We start from the raw sequence: 21,257 nt of genomic DNA, 5'->3' as shown, positions 1-21,257 counted from the left end.
TGGCCCCCCACCGGTAATGCTGTCATGTCCCTGCGTTCGTTCTGCCTGCTGGCCGCGTTGCTGCCGGCCTCCGCCTTCGCGTCCGATATCGCCGATGGCGGCGCCTGCCGCAATGGCGCATTCCCCTCCGAACAGAGCCGGTTCGCGCTGGCGCGGGTGGTCGATGTACCGCGCCTGTACCTGCTCGGCGACATGGATGGCTGCCCCGCCAAGGGCGAACCGGCCTGCCGCCAGCGCAGCTATGTGGTCAACGGCGATACGGTGGTGACCGGTCGCGACCTGGGCCGTTACCGCTGCGCGTTCTTCCCGAACAAGGTGGGCGGCAGCGCCGGCTGGGTCGACCGCAGCAAGCTGCAGGCGTTGCCGGTGGTCGTGCCAGCGCTGCAGGATTGGGCGGGCGAGTGGAAGGATGGCGACAACGGCCTGAAGATCCGCGTGCAGGGCGGGCAACTTCATGTGGAGGGTGACGCCTACTGGCCCTCAGCCAACCCCACGCCGGAACAGCGTCCCTACGGGCCGAACATGGGCCAGGTGGAAGCGCGGGCGACGCCGCGCGGTGCTGATGTGGAATTCGTCGAGGACACCTGCAGGGTGCGAGTGCATTCGCTGGGTGAGGTACTGATCGTGGCCGACAACAGCGAATGCGGTGGCATGAACGTGCGTTTCAACGGTGTGTACCGGCGCGCCGGAAAACGTTGAAGGGCGCATGAGGGATGGGGCCGGTAGATCCACGCCACGCGTGGATGCTGTGCGCGATCCAACGGCGGGGTCGGAGCCCTTTCGCGAACGAAGGGGATCCGACCCCAGGCTCAGCGCCGCCGCTCCAGCCACCACAGCAATGATGCGCACAGCACGAACGCCAGCCACCACGGCCAGCGCGAGCCCGGCACGGGTTGCACCACCGACGCGTCTGCCAGCGTGCTGGCAGCCAACGCCCGCGTGGTCGCATCGATCATCACCTGTCGATGCAGCGTCGGTGCATCCTTCGGGTCGAACACGTAGCGCCAGACAACGCTGTCGCCATGCTGCAGGCGTTGCCAGCCTGCCTCACGGGGCCACCAGCCGGCGCAGCGCAGCGCCGACGCCGTGCCATCGACGATCAGGGGCACGTCGTCGCCGCGTTTGTTGAAGGCCTGCAGTGGTGCCTGCACACCGCACAGCGCCTGTCGTTCACCTGCCCAGGCGATCGGCTGCGGTGACCACAGTGCATCAGCGCTGTCCTGCGCGCGTGCCAACGTGGCCACCGCGTCGCTCCAGAGTTCGCCGTGGCGGTCATCGCGCCCGGCCAGCACCCAACGCCAGCTGTCGGTGATGGGCAGCAGGCCGATGCGGCCCTTGCCGACCGCGCGCCAGCCACCGATGGCGTTGCCAGCTCGATCGTGCAGCAGTGCGCTGCCGCCCGGCGCCTGCAACGCCAGTGCTTCCAGCGAAGGCAGCGCGGCACTGTGCGAGCTGCGGTCGGCCTCTTCGCCGTAGCCGGTGGGCAATGTGCCGGCGGCGAGCGGGCCACGGCGTGCGGCGAGGATCGCGCCTTCGCCATCGGCGGGAAGTTCGAGGGTGCGGCTGCTGCCATCGCCCTGCACGGGCAGGCCCAGATCGCGGAGGCGCTGGCGCGCACTGGCCGAAGGTGCGCCCGCACTGCGTACCAGCACGCCCAGTCCATCGCGCAGTGCCTGGCGCACGGTGGCCAGCTGGCCTGCACTCAATGCCGCGAGGCTGCGCTCGTCCAGCAGCAGCAGATCGCTGCGCGTGAGCGATGCTGCATCAATCGCCACCGCGCCATCGCCGATGCTGAGTCCGGCCCCGGTATCCGCCTGCACCCGCACACGGATGCCGGCATCGGCCGCCCAGCGGCGCAGGTACTTCAGCTCTGGGCCCGGCGCACTGGCGCGCACCAGCAGGCGCAGCGGTGCGGCCGGCAGGGTCTGCTGCGGCACCGGGACGCTGTCCACCACATGGCCGTCGGCATCGAGCAGGCGCAGCTTGAACACGCTGCGGCCTTCGGCGCGGGCGATGCCGCTCAGCTGCACGCGGCCGTCGTCGGCAACGTCCGTGCGATCGACCACGCTGCCGGCCGGGTCGAGCAGTTCTGCTTTCGCCTTGGCCACGCCACGCGCCTGTGCCTGCACGTCAAAGCGGGCACCGGGTGCGACATCGGCCGGTGGTTGCAGTGCGATCCAGCCGCGCGGCTCCGGTGCGGCCTGCCAACGTACATCCGACGGCAGCACCGTGTCGCGGTCACGTGCGGCCAGACCTGCACCGACCAGCGTCAGCGTGGCGGCCGGATGCTGGCGCAGCGCGGTGGCCAGGTCGGGAACGCGCTGTGCGCCGGGCACATCGGCAGCTTCGGGCAACAGCAACAGCGGGCCTTCGCTGGCCGGGGGTGCGCCGGCCTTGCCGGCATCGACGCCAAGCACGACCAGCCCGCCTGCGGGCTGCTGGCGGGTGGGCGGCATCAGGCAGAAGTACAGCAGCGTGGCGACGATGACCTGCAGTGCGATCACGCTCCACCGGCGGCCAGGGTGCATTGTGCTTCCACGCAACTGGCGCACGCTGGCGATGACCACGACCAGAGTGAGTGCCAGCGCAATCCACAGGTTCAGGCTGGTGGCGGTCATGGCTGCGCCTCCAGCGCATCGAGGTAGCGCTGGCCCATCGCATCGGCCGCACTGCGCCGCATCGCCTGCGGCAGTGGACGCTGCAGCGCGCGCCACAGCTGCGCACGCAGGCGCTGGCGACAGTCGATGCAGTCGGGCTCGATGCGCAGCTGCTCGATGGCCGCAGCCAGATCCAATGCATCGGGCAGGTAGGCCGCGTTGCGCTGCTGCCAGGCCGCGAGCGCATCGAGATCCGGTGCGCCGTTGTCATCACCGAGGCGCTGCCAGGCTTCAACGATGGCCGGATCGGGCGGGGTGCGCGCGGCCAATGGCAGTTCGCGACTGGCCAGTCCGGCGCGATCACCGCCCAGCCGGCGGCTTTCATCGATGGGTGGCAGCTCCGGCCCGATCCGGGCCAGGTAGATGCGCTCGGCCTGCTGCACCTGCTTGATGAAGCCCAGCGCCTTGTAGGCAAATGGCAGCGCCTGCTGCGGGCGGCCCTGGCGCAGCTCACCTTCGGCCGACCACATCTGGTCAAGCGCGGCCTTCAACGTGGCGCGGGTCTGCGGGTCGAGCAGGGTCGCCGCCTCGGCGTGGTCGTGGGTGTGGCCATACTCGGAGAGAACGTCGGTGTCGCTGCCGAACACCGGTGGCGTATCGGCATTGGTCGGCTTGCCGCCGTGATCATGGTCATGCGCGTCGTGCGCGCCGGCCTCGGCGCCATGGTCGTGATCGTCGTCGTGGTCGCCGGCGGACGGCGTATCGCTGGTGGGCAGGTCGCTGGTCGGCGGTGGCTTCGGTGCACCTTCGCTTTCCTCGCCCAGGAACTGGCCGTAGCGCAGGCGCAGGATGCGCTGGTCGACACCGATCGCATCGCTGCGCTTCACGAAGTCCTCGTCGGCCAGGCTGCGTCGCTGCCGGATCAGCGCTTCGGCATCGATGATGATCTGCCGCTGGCTGCGGAAATACGCAGGCAGGGTCTTCTTGATGCGGCCCTCGAGCTCTGCACCGAGCGCGACTTCGGCGCTGGGCAGGCGCAGGATCACACTGCTGCTGCGCCCGGTCTGCGGCGTGGGCGCGTGATTGTCGCGCACCTCCAGCTGGGCGATCACATCGTTGCCGGGCTGCGCGCCCAGCGCAGCCAGATCCAGGGTATGGGCGAAACGTCGCGCGGTGGCTTCGCCGCTGCCGGCAAGCGTGATGCCGCGCTTCACGAAGGTGATGTTCTCCCCGCTGCCCTGGGTGGTGGTGATCGACAGCGTTGCCTGCGCCGCGACACCGTAATCGTCGTTGGCTTCGAAGCGCAGTGCCCACTGTCGTTGCCCCGGCGTGCCCAGCACCAGGCTGGCCGTGGGCTCCAGTACGCGCACGCTGGGTGCACGGTCGGCCACCACATCCAGCCGATGCAGGCGGGTCTCTGCCAGTGCCGGTTCGCTCACCACGCGGTACAGCACCGGCGCGCGTGCCACATCCTGCGCCTGCCACTGTCCTTCGTGCTCGCTCAGCGGCAACCTGCGACCATCGTGGAACTGCAGCCATGCCTTGTCCGGTGCGCGGTCGAAGCGCAGCGACCAGGACAGTCGGCTGTCGGCGGCGACCTTGGCGTCCAGCGCATTCTGGGTAAGCGTGGCCTGGCCGGTATAGGCCGGTGCGTCGATGCGCAGGCGGGCGGACTGCAGGCGTAGCGGGCCTGCGGCGGCCGTGCTGCCTGGCGCTGAGGTGCGGACTGGCGCGGAACCGGGGTTCGAACGTGGCCAGCCGACTGCCAGCACAACAATGGCCAGGCCTGCGATCCAGCACAGCGCCAATGCCCCAGGCGGCCAGTGTGGACGCAGCTCCGGCATCGCGCGTTCCAGCGTGGCCAGCACATGCGCACGCTGGCGCTGCTGCAGCGGATTGAGCGTGGCGGCATCGGCGAACAGCAGATCGGCACTGTCCTCGCTGGCACCGCTGCCATCAAGGTGGCGTTGCAGCCACTGCCGGTCCAGTTGGCGGGCATGCGCAGTGGCGAAGCCCGCACACGCGAGCAGGCTGATCGTACCGACGACGCAGGCGATATCGAAACCTGCCAGACGCAGGGCCAGCCCCGCCGCAGCCAGCGCCCATGGCAGGCCCAGCAGCAGGGTGATGAGCGCACGGCGCCGGCGCGCACGTTGCCAGGCGTGCTGCAAGGTATTCATGCGGCCATCCTGCGGCGGGCGCTGCTGGCCATCCAGCGTTCCAGGGCGAACAGCAGCACGATAGCCAGCAACAGCCAAGGCGTCGGCTCACGCAGCGGTGGTGTTGCAGCAGGCAATGCGGCCCGCTGCGGTGCCTGGTCACGTGCATCGCCCAGGCGCGGAGCCGTGGGTGGCTGCAGCGCCAGCAGCAGGGCACGCGGCAACTTCGGATCGCGCAGCGCGGCGTTGCTCGTGGTATTCCAGTCGCCCGGCAGCGCCAGCAGATAGCCGTGGCCGACGCGTTGTTGCCACAGCAGCGGTGCGCCCTCCGCGTCGCGCAGCAGGATGCGGGCGTCGGCAGCGGGCTTGCCGGCGGTGATGACACGACCGCCGTCGCGCAGCCACGCCTGCCAGTTCGCCGGCAGTGCATCGCTGCGGCTCCACACGCCGATCTCGCCGCGTTCGGGCAGGGCATCCACCGACAGCGGAGCGAGCGTTGCCTGCACGCCCCACGCGCGCCGCAGTGCGTTCAACCAGTGCTGGGCAGTGGCGGATGCCCCGCCGTGCGCGCGCAGCTGCGGCAATGCCGCTGCAGTCTGCGGCGGTGTGACCGGCATCGGCTGCGTGTGCCATTGCACGTCGCGCGACAGCTGCAGGCGGGCGCCATCCAGGCCGGGCAGGGGATCGGGAACGTGCACGGTCAACGCGGTGCCCGCGGGCAGCTGTGCGTCCAGTTCGCGCAACAGGCTGGGCAGGGATGCGCTGGATGCCGGTGGTGCCTGATCGATGGCGGGGAAGCCAGGTGCCAGCCAATGCCAGTTGCCCTCTTCGGCGGTGCCGCGCAGTGCGGCGGCGTCCATCCCAGGTGCCACTACCGTCCAGGCAGCGGGGACAGGGGCAGGGCCGGTCAACGCAGGTCGTGCCAGCAGAAAGGCCAATGCAGCCAGCAACAGCAGCCGCACCAGAAGCAACGGCCAGTCATCGAAGCGGATGCGCTGGCGCGGCCGGATCTGTGCACGCAGCCAGCGCAGTGCAGCGAAATCCAGTGGCGTGTACGGATGGCGCCGGGCCAGGTGGATCAGCAGCGGCAGCAGCCCTGCGGCGAGAGCGGCCAGGCCGAGCGGGAACAGCAGGGTCATGCAGCGCCCCCACGGCCGAACAGCGCCTGCAGCGGCTGGTCCAACGGTTGGTCGAGCCAGCCGGTGGCACTGGCGATGCCGCTGGCCTGCAGGCGCGCACGTAATGCGCTGCGTGCGTCAGCGAAGCGCTGCAGGTAATCGGCGCGGATCGCCGCGCCGTCGCCCAGCAGTTCCTCGCCGGTCTCCGGGTCGCGGAAGCGGTGGCCGGCGTCGAACGGGAAGTCGCGCTCGTCGGCGGTCAGGATCTGCAGCAGTGCCACTTCGCGGCGTGCGCTGGCCAGCTGTTCGAGCAACACGATGCCGGCGTCGTCGAAGCCATCACCGATTGCCAGCAGCAGGTCGCCCGGGCGCACGCGTTCCCACAGCGGGCGCAGGCGATCAGGCGCGGGCCAGGCGCCGCGCGCCTGCAAGGCATGCAGTTGCAGATGCACGCGATCACGCTGGCGTGCGCCGTTCGCCGCGGGAACCAGCCGCAGGCCATCGCCATTGATCGCCAGCAGGCCGAAACGGTCGCCCTGCTGCAGCGCCAGTTCCACCACGCAGGCGGCCACGCCGCGCATGTGGTCCAGGCGCGTGCGCTGCGGTGCCGCGCGATCGGCCTGGCCGGCCGAGGCGGTGGCATCGAGCAACAGCCAGACCGTGATCGGGCTTTCGCGTTCGGACTCGCGCACGAAGAAGCGATCCGAGCGGGCGTATAGCTTCCAGTCGATCTGGCGCAGTTCGTCTCCCGGCTCGTAGGCACGGTACTGGGCGAACTCGAGGCCGGCACCGCGGCTGCGGCTGGCGTGCTGGCCGATGCCACTGGCACCGCTGGCCAGGCGCGGCCGCAGCCGCAGCAGGCGCAGGCGCGCACGCAAGTCCGGTGGCAAGGTCAGCGGGGTACCGGCGTTCACGCGTGGCTCAACCCGGGAACGGCACGGCCTGCAGCAGGGCAGCGACCACGTCGTCGGCACGCTTCTGCTCGGCTTCGGCGGCGAACGACAGCAGCAGGCGATGGCGCATCACCGGTGCGGCCAGTACCTGCACGTCCTCGCGGGTGGCGGCGAAGCGGCCCTGCAGCAGTGCGCGCGCTTTTGCCGCGAGCACCAGCGACTGGCCGGCGCGCGGACCGGCGCCCCACTTCACCCACTGGTTGATCGCTGCCGGTGCGCCTTCGCCCGGCCGGCTGGCACGCACCAGGCGGGTGATCCAGGCCAGCACATCGGGGCTGACATGCACCTGGCGCACGGCCGCCTGCAGTGCGGTCACCGCTTCGGCATCCATCACCTTCGGCACCGCGTCGGTGGTACCGCCGGTGGTCTGTTCCAGGATCTGCCGCTCCTCGTCTTCGCTGGGGTAATCCACCAGCACGTGCAGCAGAAAGCGGTCCAGCTGTGCCTCCGGCAGCGGGTAGGTGCCGGCCTGCTCGATCGGGTTCTGCGTGGCCAGCACGAAGAACGGCGCGGGCAGCGCGTAGGTGGTGCCGGCGTAGCTGACCGTGCGCTCCTGCATCGCTTCCAGCAGTGCGGCCTGGGTCTTGGGCGGGGTACGGTTGAGTTCGTCGGCCAGCAGCAGGTGGGTGAAGATCGGGCCCTGCTGGAAGCGGAAATGGCGATGGCCGGTGCCGTGGTCTTCTTCCAGCAGCTCGGTGCCGAGGATGTCGCTGGGCATCAGGTCGGGGGTGAACTGCACGCGCCGGAACTGCAGCTCCAGCGCCTGCCCGAGCGAGCGCACCAGCAGGGTCTTGCCGAGCCCGGGCGCGCCTTCCAGCAGGCAGTGGCCGCCGGCCAGCAGGCCGATCAGCAGCTGCTCGACCACGGTGTTCTGGCCCACCACTGCGCGTGCAAGCGCGGCGCGCAGCGCATCCAGGCGCGGCAGCAGGGAATCGAGGTCGGGGGAGGTCATGGGCGTGCAGGTCCTATCAGTTGTTCAACGCGTACATCACGATGTTGACGCCGAAGCGGGTGTTGTCTTCGGCCAGGAAACGCTTGTTGCGCCAGTCGTAGTCCCACTCGCAGCCGTAGTCCTTGTTGCTGTAGAGCAGCCCCAGGCGGCCATCGACCTCGATGCCCTTCAGGTAGTCGTGCACCAGGTCGTCGCCCCAGCCGTTGAGTTCGAAACTGGTGGCGGGCGGGCCGTCGGGGAAGCGGAAGAAGCTGCGGTACAGCGGGTGGCTGTTGGGCAGCTTCTGCAGTGCCTTCGGGCCGAACAGGCGACCCATCTGCGCCTCGAACGAGGTGGCGAACAGGCCATCGATGTCGTGGTTGCAGTCGTCCACGAAGACGAAGCCGCCATTGCGCACATAGCGCACGAAGTTCTGCCGCTCGGCGGCATTGAACTCCACCAGCGTGTGGCCGGCCAGGTAGCAGAACGGCGCTTCCAGCATGCGCGGGTCGGCCAGTGCCACCACGTGCTCCTGCGGGTCCACGCGCAGCGAGGTGTAGTCGATCAGCGAGGTGATCAGGTTGGATGGCATGCGCGCGTCCACGTCCCAGTCACCGGAGTCGTACTGCAGGCGGGTGAACCAGAAGTCATAGCGCGAACTGCGCGGGCCTGCCTGTGCCCAGGCTGGCAGCGCCGCCGCCGAAGCGGCAGCGGCCAACCAGCGCAGGCAGGCCCGGCGATCCATCAGACCGCGTCGGACAGCGAGGTGAAGGTGAAATCGCGCAGCTTCATCGGCGGGATCATCATCACGTAGCTGGATTCATCACCGGCCACCCGCACCGGCTTGCCCAGCTCTTCGATGTTGTTGAGCATGATCACCGGCGACTCGTTGAAGCGGAAGTTCTTCACCGGATGCTTGATCTGGCCGTTCTCGATGTAGAAGGTGCCGTCGCGGGTCAGGCCGGTCAGCAGCACGGTCTGCGGATCGACCATGCGGATGTACCACGTGCGGGTGACCAGGATACCCTTCTGGGTGCCGCGTACCAGCTCGGCGGTGCTCTTGTCGCCACCGCTCATCAGCAGGTTGCCCGGTGAGGCCTTGGCGGTCTTGCCCTGCTTCTGCGCCCAGAATCGCGAGTAGTCCAGGTTGGCGATCCTGCCGTTCTCGATGATCGCCATGCGTTCGCGCGGCAGGCCTTCGTTGTCCCACGGCAGCACCGGCGCCTCCGGATGCCACGGGTCGGCGATCATGGTCACGCGCGGGTCGTAGACCTGCTCGCCCAGCTTGTTGCCGCCACCCTTTTTTGACAGGAAGCTGCGGCCTTCATCGGCCGAGCGTGCGCTGAAGAAGTTCATCATGAAGCTGATCAGGCCTGCCGCCGCGGCCGGCTCCAGGATCACCGTGTACTTGCCCGGTTCCAGCGCCTTGGCTTCGGCCGATTCGGTGGCCTTGCGCATGGCGATGCGGATGTCCTGGTCGGCCTTGAAGTCGGCGGCATCCTTCAGGTTGCGGCCGACCCAACCCGAACCGCGGCCATCTTCGGTACGCACGGTGCAGGTGTAATCGAAGTTGGTGGTGCGCTGGTAGGCGAAGTTGCCGTTGCTGTTGGCGGTCGCCTGGAAGCCCTGGCCGTCCTCGAGGAAGCCGGCGGCAATGAGCCCGTTGCCACGGCACGGGGCGATCGAATCGGCGGCGACCTTCGCGCGGAAGGCCGGATCGATCGCGGCGGTGGATTCGCTGAAGGTCGGGCTGGGACGGTAGCTCTGCTTGCCGATGGCCGGCATGAACTCCGGGTTCTCCGGGGCCAGGCGCGCCAGGTCTTCAGCACGGCGCACCACGCGTTCCAGCGCGGCGTCGTCGAACTCGTTGATCGAGGCGGTGCCGACGCGCTTGCCGAAGGCGACGGTGACCGCCAGCTCGGTGTTGTCGACGATGCCGCTGGTGGAGACATTGTTCAGCGCGAAACGGATGTTGCCGCTGATCGCGCCGGACAGCACGGCGGTGCACTCGTCGGCCTTGGACAGGGCGATGACCTTGTCGAGGATGGCCTTGGCCTGGGCTTCGGTGAAGATACTCATGGTGTAAGGGCTCCTGACCGATCAGCCGAGGCTGCGTGCGGTGTTGATGACGTTGATGCCGTTGAAGCGCGCGGTGGACGAACCGTGCGAGACCGCCGAGACCTGGCCCGGCTGGCCCTTGCCGTCGAAGAACGAACCGCCCAGGCGGTAGTCGCGCTCGTCGGCCACGGCGGTGCAGGCATTCCAGAACTCCGGCGTGCGGATCTGGTAGGCCACGTCTTCCAGCATGCGGGTGATCTGGCCGTTCTTGATCTCGTAGAACAGCTGGCCGCCGAACTGCGCGTTGTAGCGCTGCTGGTCGATCGAGAACGAACCGTCACCGATGATGTAGATGCCGTTCTCCACGTCCTTGATCAGGTCGGGCACGCTCAGCGGCTTCTTGCCCGGTGCCATCGACACGTTGGCCATGCGCTGGAACTGCACGCTGGACCACGAGTCGGCATAGCAGCAGCCGTCGGACTCGCTCTTGCCGAGGATGTGGGCCTGGTCGCGGATGGTCTGGTAATCCACCAGCTTGCCGTTGCTGATCAGGTCCCAGCGCTTGCACTTCACGCCTTCATCGTCGTACGCCACCGCGCCCAGGCTGCCCGGCTGGGTCTTGTCGGCGAAGATGTTGACCAGCTCGCTGCCGTACTGGAACTGCTGCTCGCGCTTGTCCAGGGTGGCGAAGCTGGTGCCGGCGTAGTTGGCTTCGTAGCCGAGCACACGGTCCAGCTCCAGCGGGTGGCCGATCGACTCGTGGATGGTCAGCCAGGTGTGTGACGGGTCGAGCACCAGATCGTACTTGCCCGGCTTCACCGACGGTGCCTTCAGCTTCTCCTGCGCCTGCTTGGCGGCGGCGATGGCGTCTTCCTTCATGTTGTAGGAAGAACTGTAGTTCACCACGCCATTCGGGCTGACCACCTTGCCGGCAGCCGCACCGTCCAGGTACTCGTAGCCCAGCCCCATCGGCGAGGACAGGCCCTCGCGGGTGCGGAACTTGCCGCTGGACTTGTCGATGGCGGTGACCGTCATCGGCGCCCAGATGCGGTGCACGTCCTGGTCGATGTAGGAGCCGTCGGTGGAGGCGAAGTACTTCTGCTCGTTCACCAGGAACAGCATCGAATTGACGAAGCTGGCGCCGGCGCCCATCGCCGCGGCGTTGACGTCCAGCAGCAGATCGACCTTTTCCTTGATCGGCACCTCCATCGCATTCTTGCGGATCGGCGTGCGCCAGCTCACCTCACCCACGCCCGGCGCCTTGGCCAGCTGCACCGGCGCGGTCTGCACGCCAGCATTGGCCTTGGCGATCGCCGCGGCCTGCTGCGCCGCCCTGGCCACATCGGCGGTACCCAGCGCATTGGTGGCGGCAAAGCCCCAGGCGCCGTTGACGATCACGCGTATGCCCACCCCGGTGGACTCGGTGTTCACCACGTTCTGCACCTTGTCTTCGCGGGTGATCACGAACTGCCGCAGGTAGCGGCCGATGCGCACGTCGCAGTAGGTGGCGCCGGCGCTGCGTGCGGCCTGCAACGCAGCGTCGGCCAGGCGCTTCTTCAGCGCCGGGTCCAGGCTGGACTGCAGCTGCTCGGCGGCGATCACCTTGCCGAAGAAGGAGGGCACGATCAGCCCGCCCGCGGTAAGCCCGGTCAGGGCCAGGAAGTCACGTCTTTGCAAGGCTGCTCTCCATGTCGAAGGATGGGTGGCTCAAGCGCCGAGACTGCGCGCGGTGTTGATGATGTTGATGCCGTTGAAGCGGGTGGTGGACGAACCGTGCGAGACCGCCGAGACCTGGCCGGGCTGGCCCTTGCCATCGAAGAACGAACCGCCCAGGCGGAAGTCGCGTTCATCGCAGATGGCGGTGCAGGCATTCCAGAATTCCGGCGTGCGGATCTGGTAGGCCGCATCCTCAACCATGCCGGCAATCTTCCCGTCCTTGATCTGGTAGTACAGCTGGCCGCCGAACTGCGCGTTGTAGCGCTGCTGGTCGATCGAATACGAACCGCGGCCGTGGATCCAGATGCCGTTTTCCACGTCCTTGATCATGTCCTCGACACTGAGCCGCAGCTTGCCCGGTGCCAGAGAGACATTGGCCATGCGCTGGAACTGCACGCTGGACCAGGAATCGGCGTAGCTGCAGCCGTGCGATGCATCGCGGCCGAGGATATGGGCCTCGTCGCGGGTGGCCTGGTAGTCAACCAGGATACCGTCGCGTACGAGGTCCCAGCGCTGCGTCTTCACCCCTTCATCGTCGTAGCCGACGGCGCCGAGGCTGCCCGGCTGGGTCTTGTCGGCGAAGAAAGTGACGATGTCGCTGCCCCAGCGGAAGCCGGCATCGCGCTTGTCCAGCGTGGCGAAGCTGGTACCGGCGTAGTTGGCTTCGTAGCCGAGCACGCGGTCCAGCTCCAACGGGTGGCCGACGTTCTCGTGGATGGTCAGGAACAGGTTGGACGGGTCCAGCACCAGGTCGTACTTGCCCGGCTTCACCGACGGCGCCTTCAGTTTCTCGCGCGCGTGGCGGGCGGCGGCGATGGCGTCTTCGACCGGGTCGTAGGAATCGCGGTAGGCGGTGATGCCGCCGGGCAGCTGGACCTTTCCACGCGCATCGCCATCGAGGAACTCGTAGCCCATGCCCATCGGCGAGGAGAGGCCGGCGCGGGTACGGAACCTGCCGCTGGCCTTGTCGATGGCGGTGGCGGTAAACGGCAGCCAGATGCGGTGAATGTCCTGGTCGATGAACGAGCCGTCGCTGGAGGCGAAGTACTTCTGTTCGTTGACCAGGAACAACGTGGAATTGATGTAGTCGGCGCCCGCATCCAGCGCGGCGGCGTTGAGCGCCAGCAGCAGTTCGACCTTGTCCTGGATCGGCACCGCCATGGCGTTCTTCCGCACTGGCGTCTGCCAGCGCACTTCGCCGACCGACGGCGTCGGCGCCAGCTGTACCGGCCGGGTCTGGATGCCGGCATTGGCGCGGGCGATTGCCGCTGCCTGCTCGACCGCGGCGCGCACGGCGGCCTCGGTCTGCTGATGGGTTGCAGCGAAGCCCCACGCGCCATTGACGATCACCCGCACGCCCACACCGGATGATTCGCGGTTGGTCACATTGCCGACCTGGTGTTCGCGGGTGATGACCGACTGGTTGAGATAGCGGCCGATGCGGACATCGCAGTAGCTGGCCTTGGCGGTGCGTGCGGCGGCCAGCGCGACCTCGGCCAGGCGCCTGCGCTGGGCGGTGTCGACCGGGGCCAGCAACTGCTCGGCGGCGATGGCACGGGAATGCGGCAGCAGCAGGCCCGCCAGGCCCAGACCGGAAAAAGCCAGGAACTCACGTCGTTGCACAGCGTTTCTCTCTCTCGCTTGCGTGCGGCCGACAATGGGTCGAGCCGATCACGTCAACTTCTCGACTTTCGCCAGCGCGGCGCGTGCGGGCAAGTGACTGCAGTCATGGTTGGTGGGGGTTTCGGCAGGGCGTGCAGCCCTGCACCTGCTTCAAGCCAGGGCAACGTCAACGTCAAAAGCGGGCATTCCGTGGGTGGGTGGGGCGGTGTCGGATTGCGGGGACGCCGTGAATCCGTCCATGGAGGCTTGGCAGCCGCTTGCTCGTGTGCGCTTTCCTGCGCACACGGCAAGACCGGGATTGGGCGTCCTGCCCAACCCGCCCGAGGCATGCCTCGGGCCCATGCGGCTGACACCCCGCACTCCGACACCGCCCCACCTTCGACAGATTTCGTGTGCTGTTGGTGGGTGTCGACCTTGGTCGACACAATCTGTCAGATATCGAAATGTATCCGGGGTCAGATCCGTTTTCCTGTGGAAAACGGATCCGACCCCAAGAGCCGTTCCAACAGACCGCAGGAAACCGTCGAAGGCGGGGTGGGTCCGGTTGCGGGGGCGTGAGCCGCATGGATGCGGCGACCGAGCCTCCATGGACGGATTTACGGCGTCCCCCGCAACCGGACCCACCCCGCAATCCCACAGGAAGCCCGCTGTTGCTGTTGCCGTTGCTTCGGCGGGTGCAGGGCGCCGCCCTGCCGAGCAACACCCCCTCGTGCACAATGGGGCCGACCCCGCCTGGACCCCGTCCTGATGTCGAGCAAGCCGTATTCAGAAGCCTGCGAACGCAACCGCGAACCCATCGCCGCCGCGCTCGACCCGTGGATGGGCGACCGCCACCGGGTGCTGGAGATCGGCAGCGGCACCGGCCAGCATGCGGCCTTCTTTGCCGAGCGCTGGCCCTGGCTGCGCTGGCAGCCCAGTGATCATCCGGACCACCTGCCAGGCATCGAGGCATGGCGTGCCGAAACGGCATTGCTGAATCTGCTGCCGCCGGTAGCGCTGCAGGTGGAACTGCCGCCAGCGCCCGGCCTGAACCTGGCACCGGGCAGTACGTTCGATGCCGCATTCAGCGCCAACACCCTGCACATCATGAGCTGGGCACACGTCCAGTCATTGTTCGCGGCGCTGCCGCCCCTGTTGCGCCACGGTGCGCTGCTGGCGGTGTATGGCCCGTTCAACTACGGCGGCCGCTACACCAGCGACAGCAATGCGCAGTTCGATGCCTGGCTGAAGGCACGTGATCCGCGCAGCGGCATCCGCGACAGCGAAGCGGTGCAGGCGCTGGCGGCCGACAACGGATTCACCCGGTTGGGCGATGTGGCGATGCCGGCCAACAATCGCCTGCTGCTGTGGCGGCTGGGGTAATCCATCGGTAGTGCCGGCCGCTGGCCGGCAACCGATTGCCGGGATGAATGCCGGGATGAATGCCGGCCAGCGGCCGGCACTACCATCAAGCCACCTGCACGATATGCAGCGCCTTCGGATTGCGCCACTGCGCCAGCAGGGCCGCTTCGCGCGCCTTGGCCTGCTCGAAATGCGCTTCCTTGACGTGGCCGAAGCCGCGGATGTGTTCGGGAATGCTGGCGATCTCCACCGCCAGCGCCAGGCGGTCGTCATCCAGGCCATCCAGCAGCACCTGCACAGTGGCCTCGTAATCACTGATCAGCTTGCGCTCCATGCGCCGCTCTTCGGTGCGGCCGAACACGTCGAAGCGGCCGCCACGCAGGAACTTCAGCTTCGCCAGCAAGCCAAACGCCTTGAACATCCACGGGCCGTATTCCTTCTTCAGCAACCGGCCCTGCTCGTCCTTCCTGGCGAACAGCGGCGGCGCCAGGTGGAAGCGCAGCTGATAGTCGCCCTCGAACTGCTGCTGCAGGCGTCGCTGGAAGTCGCCGCTGGTGTACAGGCGGGCCACTTCGTACTCGTCCTTGTAGGCCATCAGCTTGAACAGGTAGCGGGCCACCGTCTCGGTCAACGCGGTGGAGCCGCCGATACGCTCGGCTTCGGTAGCGCGCACGCGTGCCACCAGATCACGGTAACGCGTGGCGTAGGCAGCATCCTGGTACTCGACCAGGAAGGCGGCGCGGCGCTCGATCATTTCATCCAGCGAGCGCGACAGGCGCGCGTCGTCCAGCGGCAGGAATGCCACGTCGCCACCGTGCGAGGGCAGGCCGCGCAGCTCGCGTTCGTCGCCGGTGTTGCGCGGTGCAGCGGTGGCGCCCCATTCGTTGCCCTCCCATTCGCCCGGCGGCAGCGGATGCAGCGGGCCCGGGGTGGATTCGGTATCGGTGTGGCGGTTGCGCACCAGGCCGGCGGCCTGCTGCACGGCCTGCGGATCGACCGCGGCCAGGCGGCCCCAGGCGAAGGCCTGCTGGTTCATGGCCACCGCAGCGCCATTGAGCTCGATGGCGCGCATCAGCGACTCGAACGACAGCGGCACCAGGCCCTGCTGCCAGGCGTAGCCGAGGATGAACAGGTTGGCGGCGATGGCATCGCCCAGCAGCGCGGTGGCCAGCTGGGTGGCATCCAGCAGCAACGGCTCCTGGCCGCCCAGTGCCACGCGCACACCGGCGATGATGTCGGCGGCGGGGAACTGCATGTCCGGGCGGGTGGTGAAGGTACCCGGCATCGCTTCGTAGGTGTTCAGCACCACCTGCGAACGGCCGGCACGCACCTTCGACAGCGCCCAGTAGTCGTTGACCACCACCATGTCGCAGCCCAGCACCAGGTCGGCTTCACCGGCGGCGATGCGCACGGCGTGGATGTCATCCGGGCGGCGTGCGATGCGGATGTGCGTGGTCACCGCGCCACCCTTCTGCGCCAGGCCGGTCTGGTCGAGCACGGTCGCGCCCTTGCCCTCCAGGTGGCCGGCCATGCCCAGCAGCGCGCCAATGGTCACCACGCCGGTACCGCCGACGCCGGTGATCAGGATGTTCCAGGGCTGCTCAAGCGTGCCGCGGATCGTCGGCGCCGGCAGGTTGTCCAGCAGCGTGGAGGCATCGCGCTTGCTGCCCTTGCGCGGCTGGCCACCGTGCACGGTGACGAAGCTCGGGCAGAAGCCGTTCACGCAGGAATAGTCCTTGTTGCAGTTGGACTGGTCGATCTCGCGCTTGCGCCCGAACTCGGTTTCCTTCGGCAGCACCGACACGCAGAAGCTCTTCTTGCCGCAGTCGCCGCAGCCTTCGCAGACCAGCGAATTGATCAGCACCCGCTTCTGCGGATCTTCCAGCTTGCCGCGCTTGCGGCGGCGACGCTTCTCGGTGGCGCAGGTCTGTTCGTAGATCAGGATCGAAACACCCTTCACTTCGCGCAGGCGCTTCTGCACCTCCTCCAGTTCGCTGCGGTCGTGGAACTCCACGTCGCTGGGGAAGTGTTCGCGCTGGCCGGTCCACTTGCCGATGTTGTCCGACAGCACCATGATGGTGTGGATGCCTTCGGCGCGCATCTGCTTTGCGATGTCCGGCACGCTCAGCGGGCCGTCCACCGGCTGGCCGCCGGTCATCGCCACCGCATCGTTGTAGAGGATCTTGTAGGTGATGTTGACGCCGGCGGCGACCGCCTGGCGGATCGCCAGCGAGCCGCTGTGGAAATAGGTGCCGTCGCCCAGGTTCTGGAACACGTGCGGGGTGTCGGTGAACGGCGCCTGCCCGGCCCAGGTCACGCCTTCGCCGCCCATGTGGGTGAAGGTGTCGGTGCTGCGGTCCATCCAGGTCACCATGTAATGGCAACCGATGCCAGCCAGCGCACGTGAACCTTCCGGCACCTGGGTGGAGGTGTTGTGCGGGCAGCCTGAGCAGTAGTGCGGCACGCGCGGGAAGCTGGCGCGCGGCAGCGCAAGCTCGGCTTCCTTTTCCTGCATCCACTGCAGGCGCTGCTCAATCGACTCGTTGTTGAAGAACTTCTGGATGCGGCGACCGATCACGCCGGCGATGGTGGCCGGGGTCAGTTCACCGGTGGACGGCAGGATCCATTCGCCGCTTTCATCGTACTTGCCGACGATGGACGGGCGGTGGCCCCAGCTGGCCGGCCAGTTGAAGAACTGTTCCTTCATCTGGCGCTCGATGAAGGCACGCTTCTCCTCCACCACGATGATGTCTTCCAGGCCCTGTGCGAAGCGCGCGATGCCCTGCGGTTCCAGCGGCCAGGTCATGCCGACCTTGTACACGCGGATGCCGATGTCGGCGCACGCGGCTTCATCCAGGCCAAGGTATTCCAGCGCCTGCAGCACGTCCAGATAGCTCTTGCCGGTGGTGACGATGCCCAGCCGCGCGCGCGGCGCGTCCATCACCACCTTGTCGATGCCGTTGGCGCGGGCGAACGCCTGTGCGGCCTTCACCGCATAGCGGTGCAGGCGCATCTCCTGGTCCAGCGGCGGGTCCGGCCAGCGGATGTTGAGGCCACCCGGGGGCATTTCGAAGTCTCCCGGCAGCACGATGCGGCGCGCCATCGGATCGACCTGCACCGAGGCCGACGATTCCACCGTCTCGGCAATGGTCTTGAAGCCGACCCAGCGGCCGGTGTAACGGCTCATCGCCCAGCCCAGCAGGCCCATGTCGAGGATGTCCTGCACGCCGGCGGGGTTGAGAACCGGCATCATCGCGCTGACGAATTCGTCTTCGCTGCCGTGCGGCAGGGTCGAACTGCGGCAGGCATGGTCATCGGCGGCCAGCGCCAGCACGCCGCCGTAGCGCGAGGTGCCGGCGGCATTGGCATGCTTGAACACGTCGCCGCAGCGGTCCACGCCAGGGCCCTTGCCGTACCACATGCCGAACACGCCCTGCACGTTGGCGCCGGGGAACAGGTTGGTCTGCTGCGTGCCCCACACCATGGTGGCGCCCAGGTCCTCGTTCAGGCCCGGGGTGAACTTCACCTTCGCCGCTTCAAGATGCTTGCGCGCGCGCCACAGTTCCAGGTCGAAGCCACCCAGCGGGCTGCCACGATAGCCGCTGACGAAGCCGGCGCTGTCGATGCCTTCGGCGGCATCGCGCAGGCGCTGCATCAGCGGCAGCCGCACCAGCGCCTGCACGCCACTCAGGTAGATCCGCCCCTCGTTGCGGGTGTACTTGTGGTCGAGCGTGTAGTCACGGTCGAGCAGGTCGGCGGAAGAGGGCGAAGTGAGTTGCGCGGTACTGGTCATGGCTGGCCCGGTAGGATCGGCTGGCACCGGCCGCGTGCACGCACGCAGCGGGAAAGGCGCGAATTGTAGCAGCGGGGCCGCGCAGGCCCCGGCACTCGCGCCCGTGGCGGTGCTGGGGTTAGGATCGGGGAGAGAGAGAGGGAGGCTGCAGTCGCGGCCTGGGGAGAAGGGATGTCAGTTCCAGGAAAGATCCTGGCCAGCGTGCTGCTGGCCTCGGGAGCGGCCACGGCGTGGGCCGCGCCGGCCATGCCGGCACCACAGGAGTTCTACTTCGACAATGACCCGGCGGCCACGCCGATGGTGGCGGTGCAGGGCGGGGGCGATGATCTGGTCGCCCAGCTGGTCAAGCTGCGTGAACGCGGCCGCCGTGCGGTCGAGGCCACGGTACAACTGGCCTCGGTGGCCGGTGCGCAGGGCCGTGGCGAGCTGGCCGAGCAGTTGTATGCCGAGGCGATGAAAGAGGCCCCGGCACAGAGCAGCAGTGGCCGCAGCGTGCGCTGGAACTACGGCTGGGACCTGCTGCGCCAGGGCAAGCCAGAGGCGGCGCTGGAACAGTGGCTGGCCTCGGCCGCCAATGCGCGTACCAAGCCGAGCTGGGTGCCGCCGACCTATGCGCTGGCATTGTGGCGGATGGGGCAGAAGCAGGAGGCGGTGCAGTGGTATGCGGCTGCGGTACGCACCGAGCCGACGCAGTGGAATACCACGGCCAACTATGCGCAGCTGCTGCCGCAGTGGCGCGAGGATGAGCGTGCGTCGCTGGCCGAAGTGCAGCAGGCCTGGGCGGCCGCACCGCCTGCCTGGCCCTGAGGGAGGGGTTCGGCCGGGTTGCACCCGGCACCCGCAGAGGCGACAGCCAGAGCCGAAGCAACAGCAACAGCAACAGCGGGCAATCCGTGGGATGGCGGGGCGGTGTGGGTTGGCAGGACACGCCGTAAACCCGTCCATGGGGGCTCGATGGCGCCATCCATGGCGCCAACGGACCTGCCAACCCACACCGCCCCGCCTCCGACAGTTCCCTGCTGCTGGTAGGTGTCGACCTTGGTCGACACGGTAGATCCACGTCATGCGTGGATGAATCTGTATCGGAATCGACTATTCGATATCTGATCGAAATGCAGCCGAGCGTGGGCTCGGCTCTACAAAGAGCGGCCGGCCAAGCGCTTTTGCTTGTGCTCTTCTTCTTTCTTCTACGTGGCTGATCGCCAACGGAAACTGTCAGAGGCCGGGCGGGCAGGCTGCGCAGGGGCGTGAGCCGCATGGATGCGGCGATCGAGCTTACATGGACGTACTTGCAGCGTCCCCTGCGCGGCCTGCCCGCCCGGCCCCACCCGGCATTCGCCTTCAGCGAACAACCACGAGGGGCTGCGCCGTTCGCGGGAAACCTCAGTCGTCCGCGGAAACCGTGCGCCCCGACGCCCACGCCCGTAGTGCCTCCACCTGCTCGGCCATCAGCACCGACAGCGGCCGCGTGGCGCGGATCTCGGTCATCAGCAGCTCGGTGTCCAGCGGCCGGCCTTCGGCGTGCGCTGCATACAGCCCGGCCACGATCGCCTGCTCGATCTCCGCGCCGGAGAAACCATTGGCCGCGGCCGCCAGCGCCGGCAGCGCGAAGTCGTCGCCATTGAGCTGGCGCCGGCCCAGGTGCAGCCGCAGCAGTTCCACGCGCACGTCAGGCGAAGGCAGGTCAACGAAGAAGATCTCGTCGAAGCGGCCCTTGCGCAGCAGCTCGGCCGGCAGCTCGCGCACCTGGTTGGCGGTGGCGACGATGAACACCGGCGCCTTGCGCTCGGCCATCCAGGTCAGCAGGTAGCCGAGTACACGGCGTGATACGCCACCGTCCTCGCCACCACTGGCCAGGCCCTTCTCGATCTCGTCCATCCACAGCACGCAGGGTGCCAGCTGCTCGGCCGAGGCCAGTGCCTGGCGCAGGTTGGCCTCGGTCTCGCCGTGGTACTTGTTGTACAGCGCGCCCACGTCCAGGCGCAGCAGCGGTACACCGAAGCCGGCGGCGGTGGCCTTGGCCAGCATCGACTTGCCGCAGCCCTGCACGCCCAGCAGCAGCATGCCGCGCGGCGGGTCCAGCCCGGCCGGCGCCGAGCCGGCGATGAAGGCCACGCGCCGCTGGTTGATCCAGCGCTTGAGCCGGTTGGCGCCGGCCACATCGCCGAAGCGCGCGCTGTCATGCTCGAAGAACAGGTGGCCGCTGCGGTTGAGCAGCTCGAACTTCAGCCGTGCCAGCTGCGGCAGGTCGTCGTCGCGCAGCGCGCCATCGGCGTAGATCAGCTGGCGCGCGATGCGCCGGGCATCGACCAGGCTCAGGCCCTGCAGGTTCTTCAGGATCTTCTTCACCGCCTCGCTGTCGACTTCGACCCGGCGGCCGCCGTGCTCGCGCGCATAGGCGTCGGCCTCTTCGCGCAGCATCTTCAACAGGGCGTTGGCATCAGGCAGGCGCGGGTTGAAGCGCACCGCCAACGCTTCCAGCTCGGCCGGCAGCTCCACCTTGGCACCGATCAGCACCAGCACATGCGGCTCGCTGTGGCGGCGCTGGATCAGGTCGCGCAGGGCGCGCTGATGGCTGGCATAGCCCAGGTACGGGTGGAAATCGAGCAGCAGGTAGACCCCGCGCTGGTCGGCCTGGCGGATCATCTGCAGGGCCGCGCTGGCATCGGGTGGCCCGACCGGCGGGTCTTCACTGTCCAGGTCGATGCGGCGCAGGCCCTCGGTGATCGACCAGCGGTGCAGCGCCCGCCATACGTGCATCAGCGTCTGCCGGAACAGCTCGACGATGCGACCCTCGTCCTGGGTCTCGATCACGATCAGTGGGGTATTGGCGCGGATCAACGCGCTCAGGTCCTGCAGTTCGCTCATGCCGGTTCGATCCTTCGGGAGCGCCACGATAGCAAAGGCGATGGCCGCTGGTTCAGCACGACGCTACCTCCCGTCACCATCGCCGGTGTACGCTCGGGGA

At 68.0% G+C, this 21,257-nt stretch carries 14 protein-coding genes; 3 read left to right on the top strand and 11 right to left on the bottom strand.

What is annotated here, in order from left to right; translation table 11 throughout:
• Window positions 1–24 precede the first annotated feature (24 nt).
• Window positions 25–699, top strand: coding sequence for a hypothetical protein (locus tag R5H29_RS14825; RefSeq protein ID WP_332329368.1), 675 nt, complete (start codon window positions 25–27; stop codon window positions 697–699).
• A gap of 110 nt (window positions 700–809) precedes the next feature.
• On the opposite strand, the gene R5H29_RS14820 is transcribed toward R5H29_RS14825, so the two are convergent.
• Genes R5H29_RS14820 through R5H29_RS14780 form a run of 9 tightly spaced genes read right to left on the bottom strand, consistent with a single transcriptional unit; the run spans window position 810 to window position 13,155 of the window.
• Window positions 810–2,618, bottom strand: a complete 1,809-nt coding sequence (locus R5H29_RS14820) for a hypothetical protein (RefSeq protein WP_155028761.1) — start codon at window positions 2,616–2,618, stop codon at window positions 810–812.
• Entirely contained in the window at window positions 2,615–4,777 is a 2,163-nt protein-coding gene (locus R5H29_RS14815; protein WP_155028762.1) for a hypothetical protein, read from the bottom strand. Before R5H29_RS14815 ends, R5H29_RS14820 begins: the two co-directional genes overlap by 4 nt.
• Window positions 4,774–5,895, bottom strand: a complete 1,122-nt coding sequence (locus R5H29_RS14810; protein ID WP_155028763.1) for a BatA domain-containing protein — start codon at window positions 5,893–5,895, stop codon at window positions 4,774–4,776. The genes R5H29_RS14815 and R5H29_RS14810 overlap by 4 nt, the downstream gene beginning before the upstream one ends.
• Window positions 5,892–6,788, bottom strand: coding sequence for a DUF58 domain-containing protein (locus R5H29_RS14805; protein ID WP_332329367.1), 897 nt, complete (start codon window positions 6,786–6,788; stop codon window positions 5,892–5,894). Before R5H29_RS14805 ends, R5H29_RS14810 begins: the two co-directional genes overlap by 4 nt.
• A gap of 7 nt (window positions 6,789–6,795) precedes the next feature.
• Entirely contained in the window at window positions 6,796–7,779 is a 984-nt protein-coding gene (locus tag R5H29_RS14800; RefSeq protein ID WP_019661957.1) for a MoxR family ATPase, read from the bottom strand.
• Window positions 7,780–7,795: 16 nt separating this feature from the next.
• Window positions 7,796–8,503: a DUF4159 domain-containing protein gene (locus tag R5H29_RS14795; protein ID WP_019661956.1), complete on the bottom strand. Its 708-nt coding sequence runs from the start codon at window positions 8,501–8,503 to the stop codon at window positions 7,796–7,798.
• Entirely contained in the window at window positions 8,503–9,837 is a 1,335-nt protein-coding gene (locus R5H29_RS14790) for a TldD/PmbA family protein (RefSeq protein WP_308305808.1), read from the bottom strand. The genes R5H29_RS14795 and R5H29_RS14790 overlap by 1 nt, the downstream gene beginning before the upstream one ends.
• A gap of 21 nt (window positions 9,838–9,858) precedes the next feature.
• Window positions 9,859–11,493 (bottom strand): TldD/PmbA family protein, encoded by a 1,635-nt coding sequence (locus R5H29_RS14785; RefSeq protein WP_332329366.1) that lies wholly within the window; start codon window positions 11,491–11,493, stop codon window positions 9,859–9,861.
• A gap of 30 nt (window positions 11,494–11,523) precedes the next feature.
• A complete protein-coding gene (locus R5H29_RS14780; RefSeq protein ID WP_180877373.1) occupies window positions 11,524–13,155 on the bottom strand; it encodes a TldD/PmbA family protein in 1,632 nt (543 codons plus the stop codon).
• 747 nt (window positions 13,156–13,902) lie between these two features.
• Here R5H29_RS14780 and R5H29_RS14775 point away from each other — a divergent pair.
• On the top strand, window positions 13,903–14,517 hold the full coding sequence (locus R5H29_RS14775) for a DUF938 domain-containing protein (RefSeq protein WP_019661952.1): 615 nt from the start codon (window positions 13,903–13,905) through the stop codon (window positions 14,515–14,517).
• A gap of 85 nt (window positions 14,518–14,602) precedes the next feature.
• Here R5H29_RS14775 and R5H29_RS14770 read toward each other — a convergent pair whose 3' ends face one another.
• Window positions 14,603–18,289, bottom strand: coding sequence for an indolepyruvate ferredoxin oxidoreductase family protein (locus R5H29_RS14770; RefSeq protein WP_332329365.1), 3,687 nt, complete (start codon window positions 18,287–18,289; stop codon window positions 14,603–14,605).
• A 171-nt stretch (window positions 18,290–18,460) separates the two neighbouring features.
• Between R5H29_RS14770 and R5H29_RS14765 the strand changes: the two genes are divergently transcribed.
• Window positions 18,461–19,096, top strand: a complete 636-nt coding sequence (locus R5H29_RS14765) for a type IV pilus biogenesis/stability protein PilW (protein ID WP_019661950.1) — start codon at window positions 18,461–18,463, stop codon at window positions 19,094–19,096.
• A gap of 576 nt (window positions 19,097–19,672) precedes the next feature.
• On the opposite strand, the gene R5H29_RS14760 is transcribed toward R5H29_RS14765, so the two are convergent.
• On the bottom strand, window positions 19,673–21,157 hold the full coding sequence (locus tag R5H29_RS14760) for an AAA family ATPase (protein WP_332329364.1): 1,485 nt from the start codon (window positions 21,155–21,157) through the stop codon (window positions 19,673–19,675).
• Between the last annotated feature and the right edge of the window lie 100 nt (window positions 21,158–21,257).

The sequence above is a fragment of the Stenotrophomonas sp. A3_2 genome, from assembly GCF_036624925.1.
GTDB lineage: Bacteria > Pseudomonadota > Gammaproteobacteria > Xanthomonadales > Xanthomonadaceae > Stenotrophomonas > Stenotrophomonas hibiscicola.
This window is presented reverse-complemented; position numbering and strand designations above follow the sequence as displayed.

Excerpts from the sequence above, each read along its gene's own strand:
- R5H29_RS14815 (WP_155028762.1), bottom strand. The coding sequence starts at position 4,777 with ATGAATACCTTGCAGCACGCCTGGCAACGTGCGCGCCGGCGCCGTGCG.
- R5H29_RS14790 (WP_308305808.1), bottom strand. The coding sequence starts at position 9,837 with ATGAGTATCTTCACCGAAGCCCAGGCCAAGGCCATCCTCGACAAGGTC.
- R5H29_RS14760 (WP_332329364.1), bottom strand. The coding sequence starts at position 21,157 with ATGAGCGAACTGCAGGACCTGAGCGCGTTGATCCGCGCCAATACCCCA.
- R5H29_RS14775 (WP_019661952.1), top strand. The coding sequence starts at position 13,903 with ATGTCGAGCAAGCCGTATTCAGAAGCCTGCGAACGCAACCGCGAACCC.
- R5H29_RS14795 (WP_019661956.1), bottom strand. The coding sequence starts at position 8,503 with ATGGATCGCCGGGCCTGCCTGCGCTGGTTGGCCGCTGCCGCTTCGGCG.
- R5H29_RS14770 (WP_332329365.1), bottom strand. The coding sequence starts at position 18,289 with ATGACCAGTACCGCGCAACTCACTTCGCCCTCTTCCGCCGACCTGCTC.
- R5H29_RS14825 (WP_332329368.1), top strand. The coding sequence starts at position 25 with ATGTCCCTGCGTTCGTTCTGCCTGCTGGCCGCGTTGCTGCCGGCCTCC.
- R5H29_RS14810 (WP_155028763.1), bottom strand. The coding sequence starts at position 5,895 with ATGACCCTGCTGTTCCCGCTCGGCCTGGCCGCTCTCGCCGCAGGGCTG.
- R5H29_RS14800 (WP_019661957.1), bottom strand. The coding sequence starts at position 7,779 with ATGACCTCCCCCGACCTCGATTCCCTGCTGCCGCGCCTGGATGCGCTG.
- R5H29_RS14765 (WP_019661950.1), top strand. The coding sequence starts at position 18,461 with ATGTCAGTTCCAGGAAAGATCCTGGCCAGCGTGCTGCTGGCCTCGGGA.
- R5H29_RS14820 (WP_155028761.1), bottom strand. The coding sequence starts at position 2,618 with ATGACCGCCACCAGCCTGAACCTGTGGATTGCGCTGGCACTCACTCTG.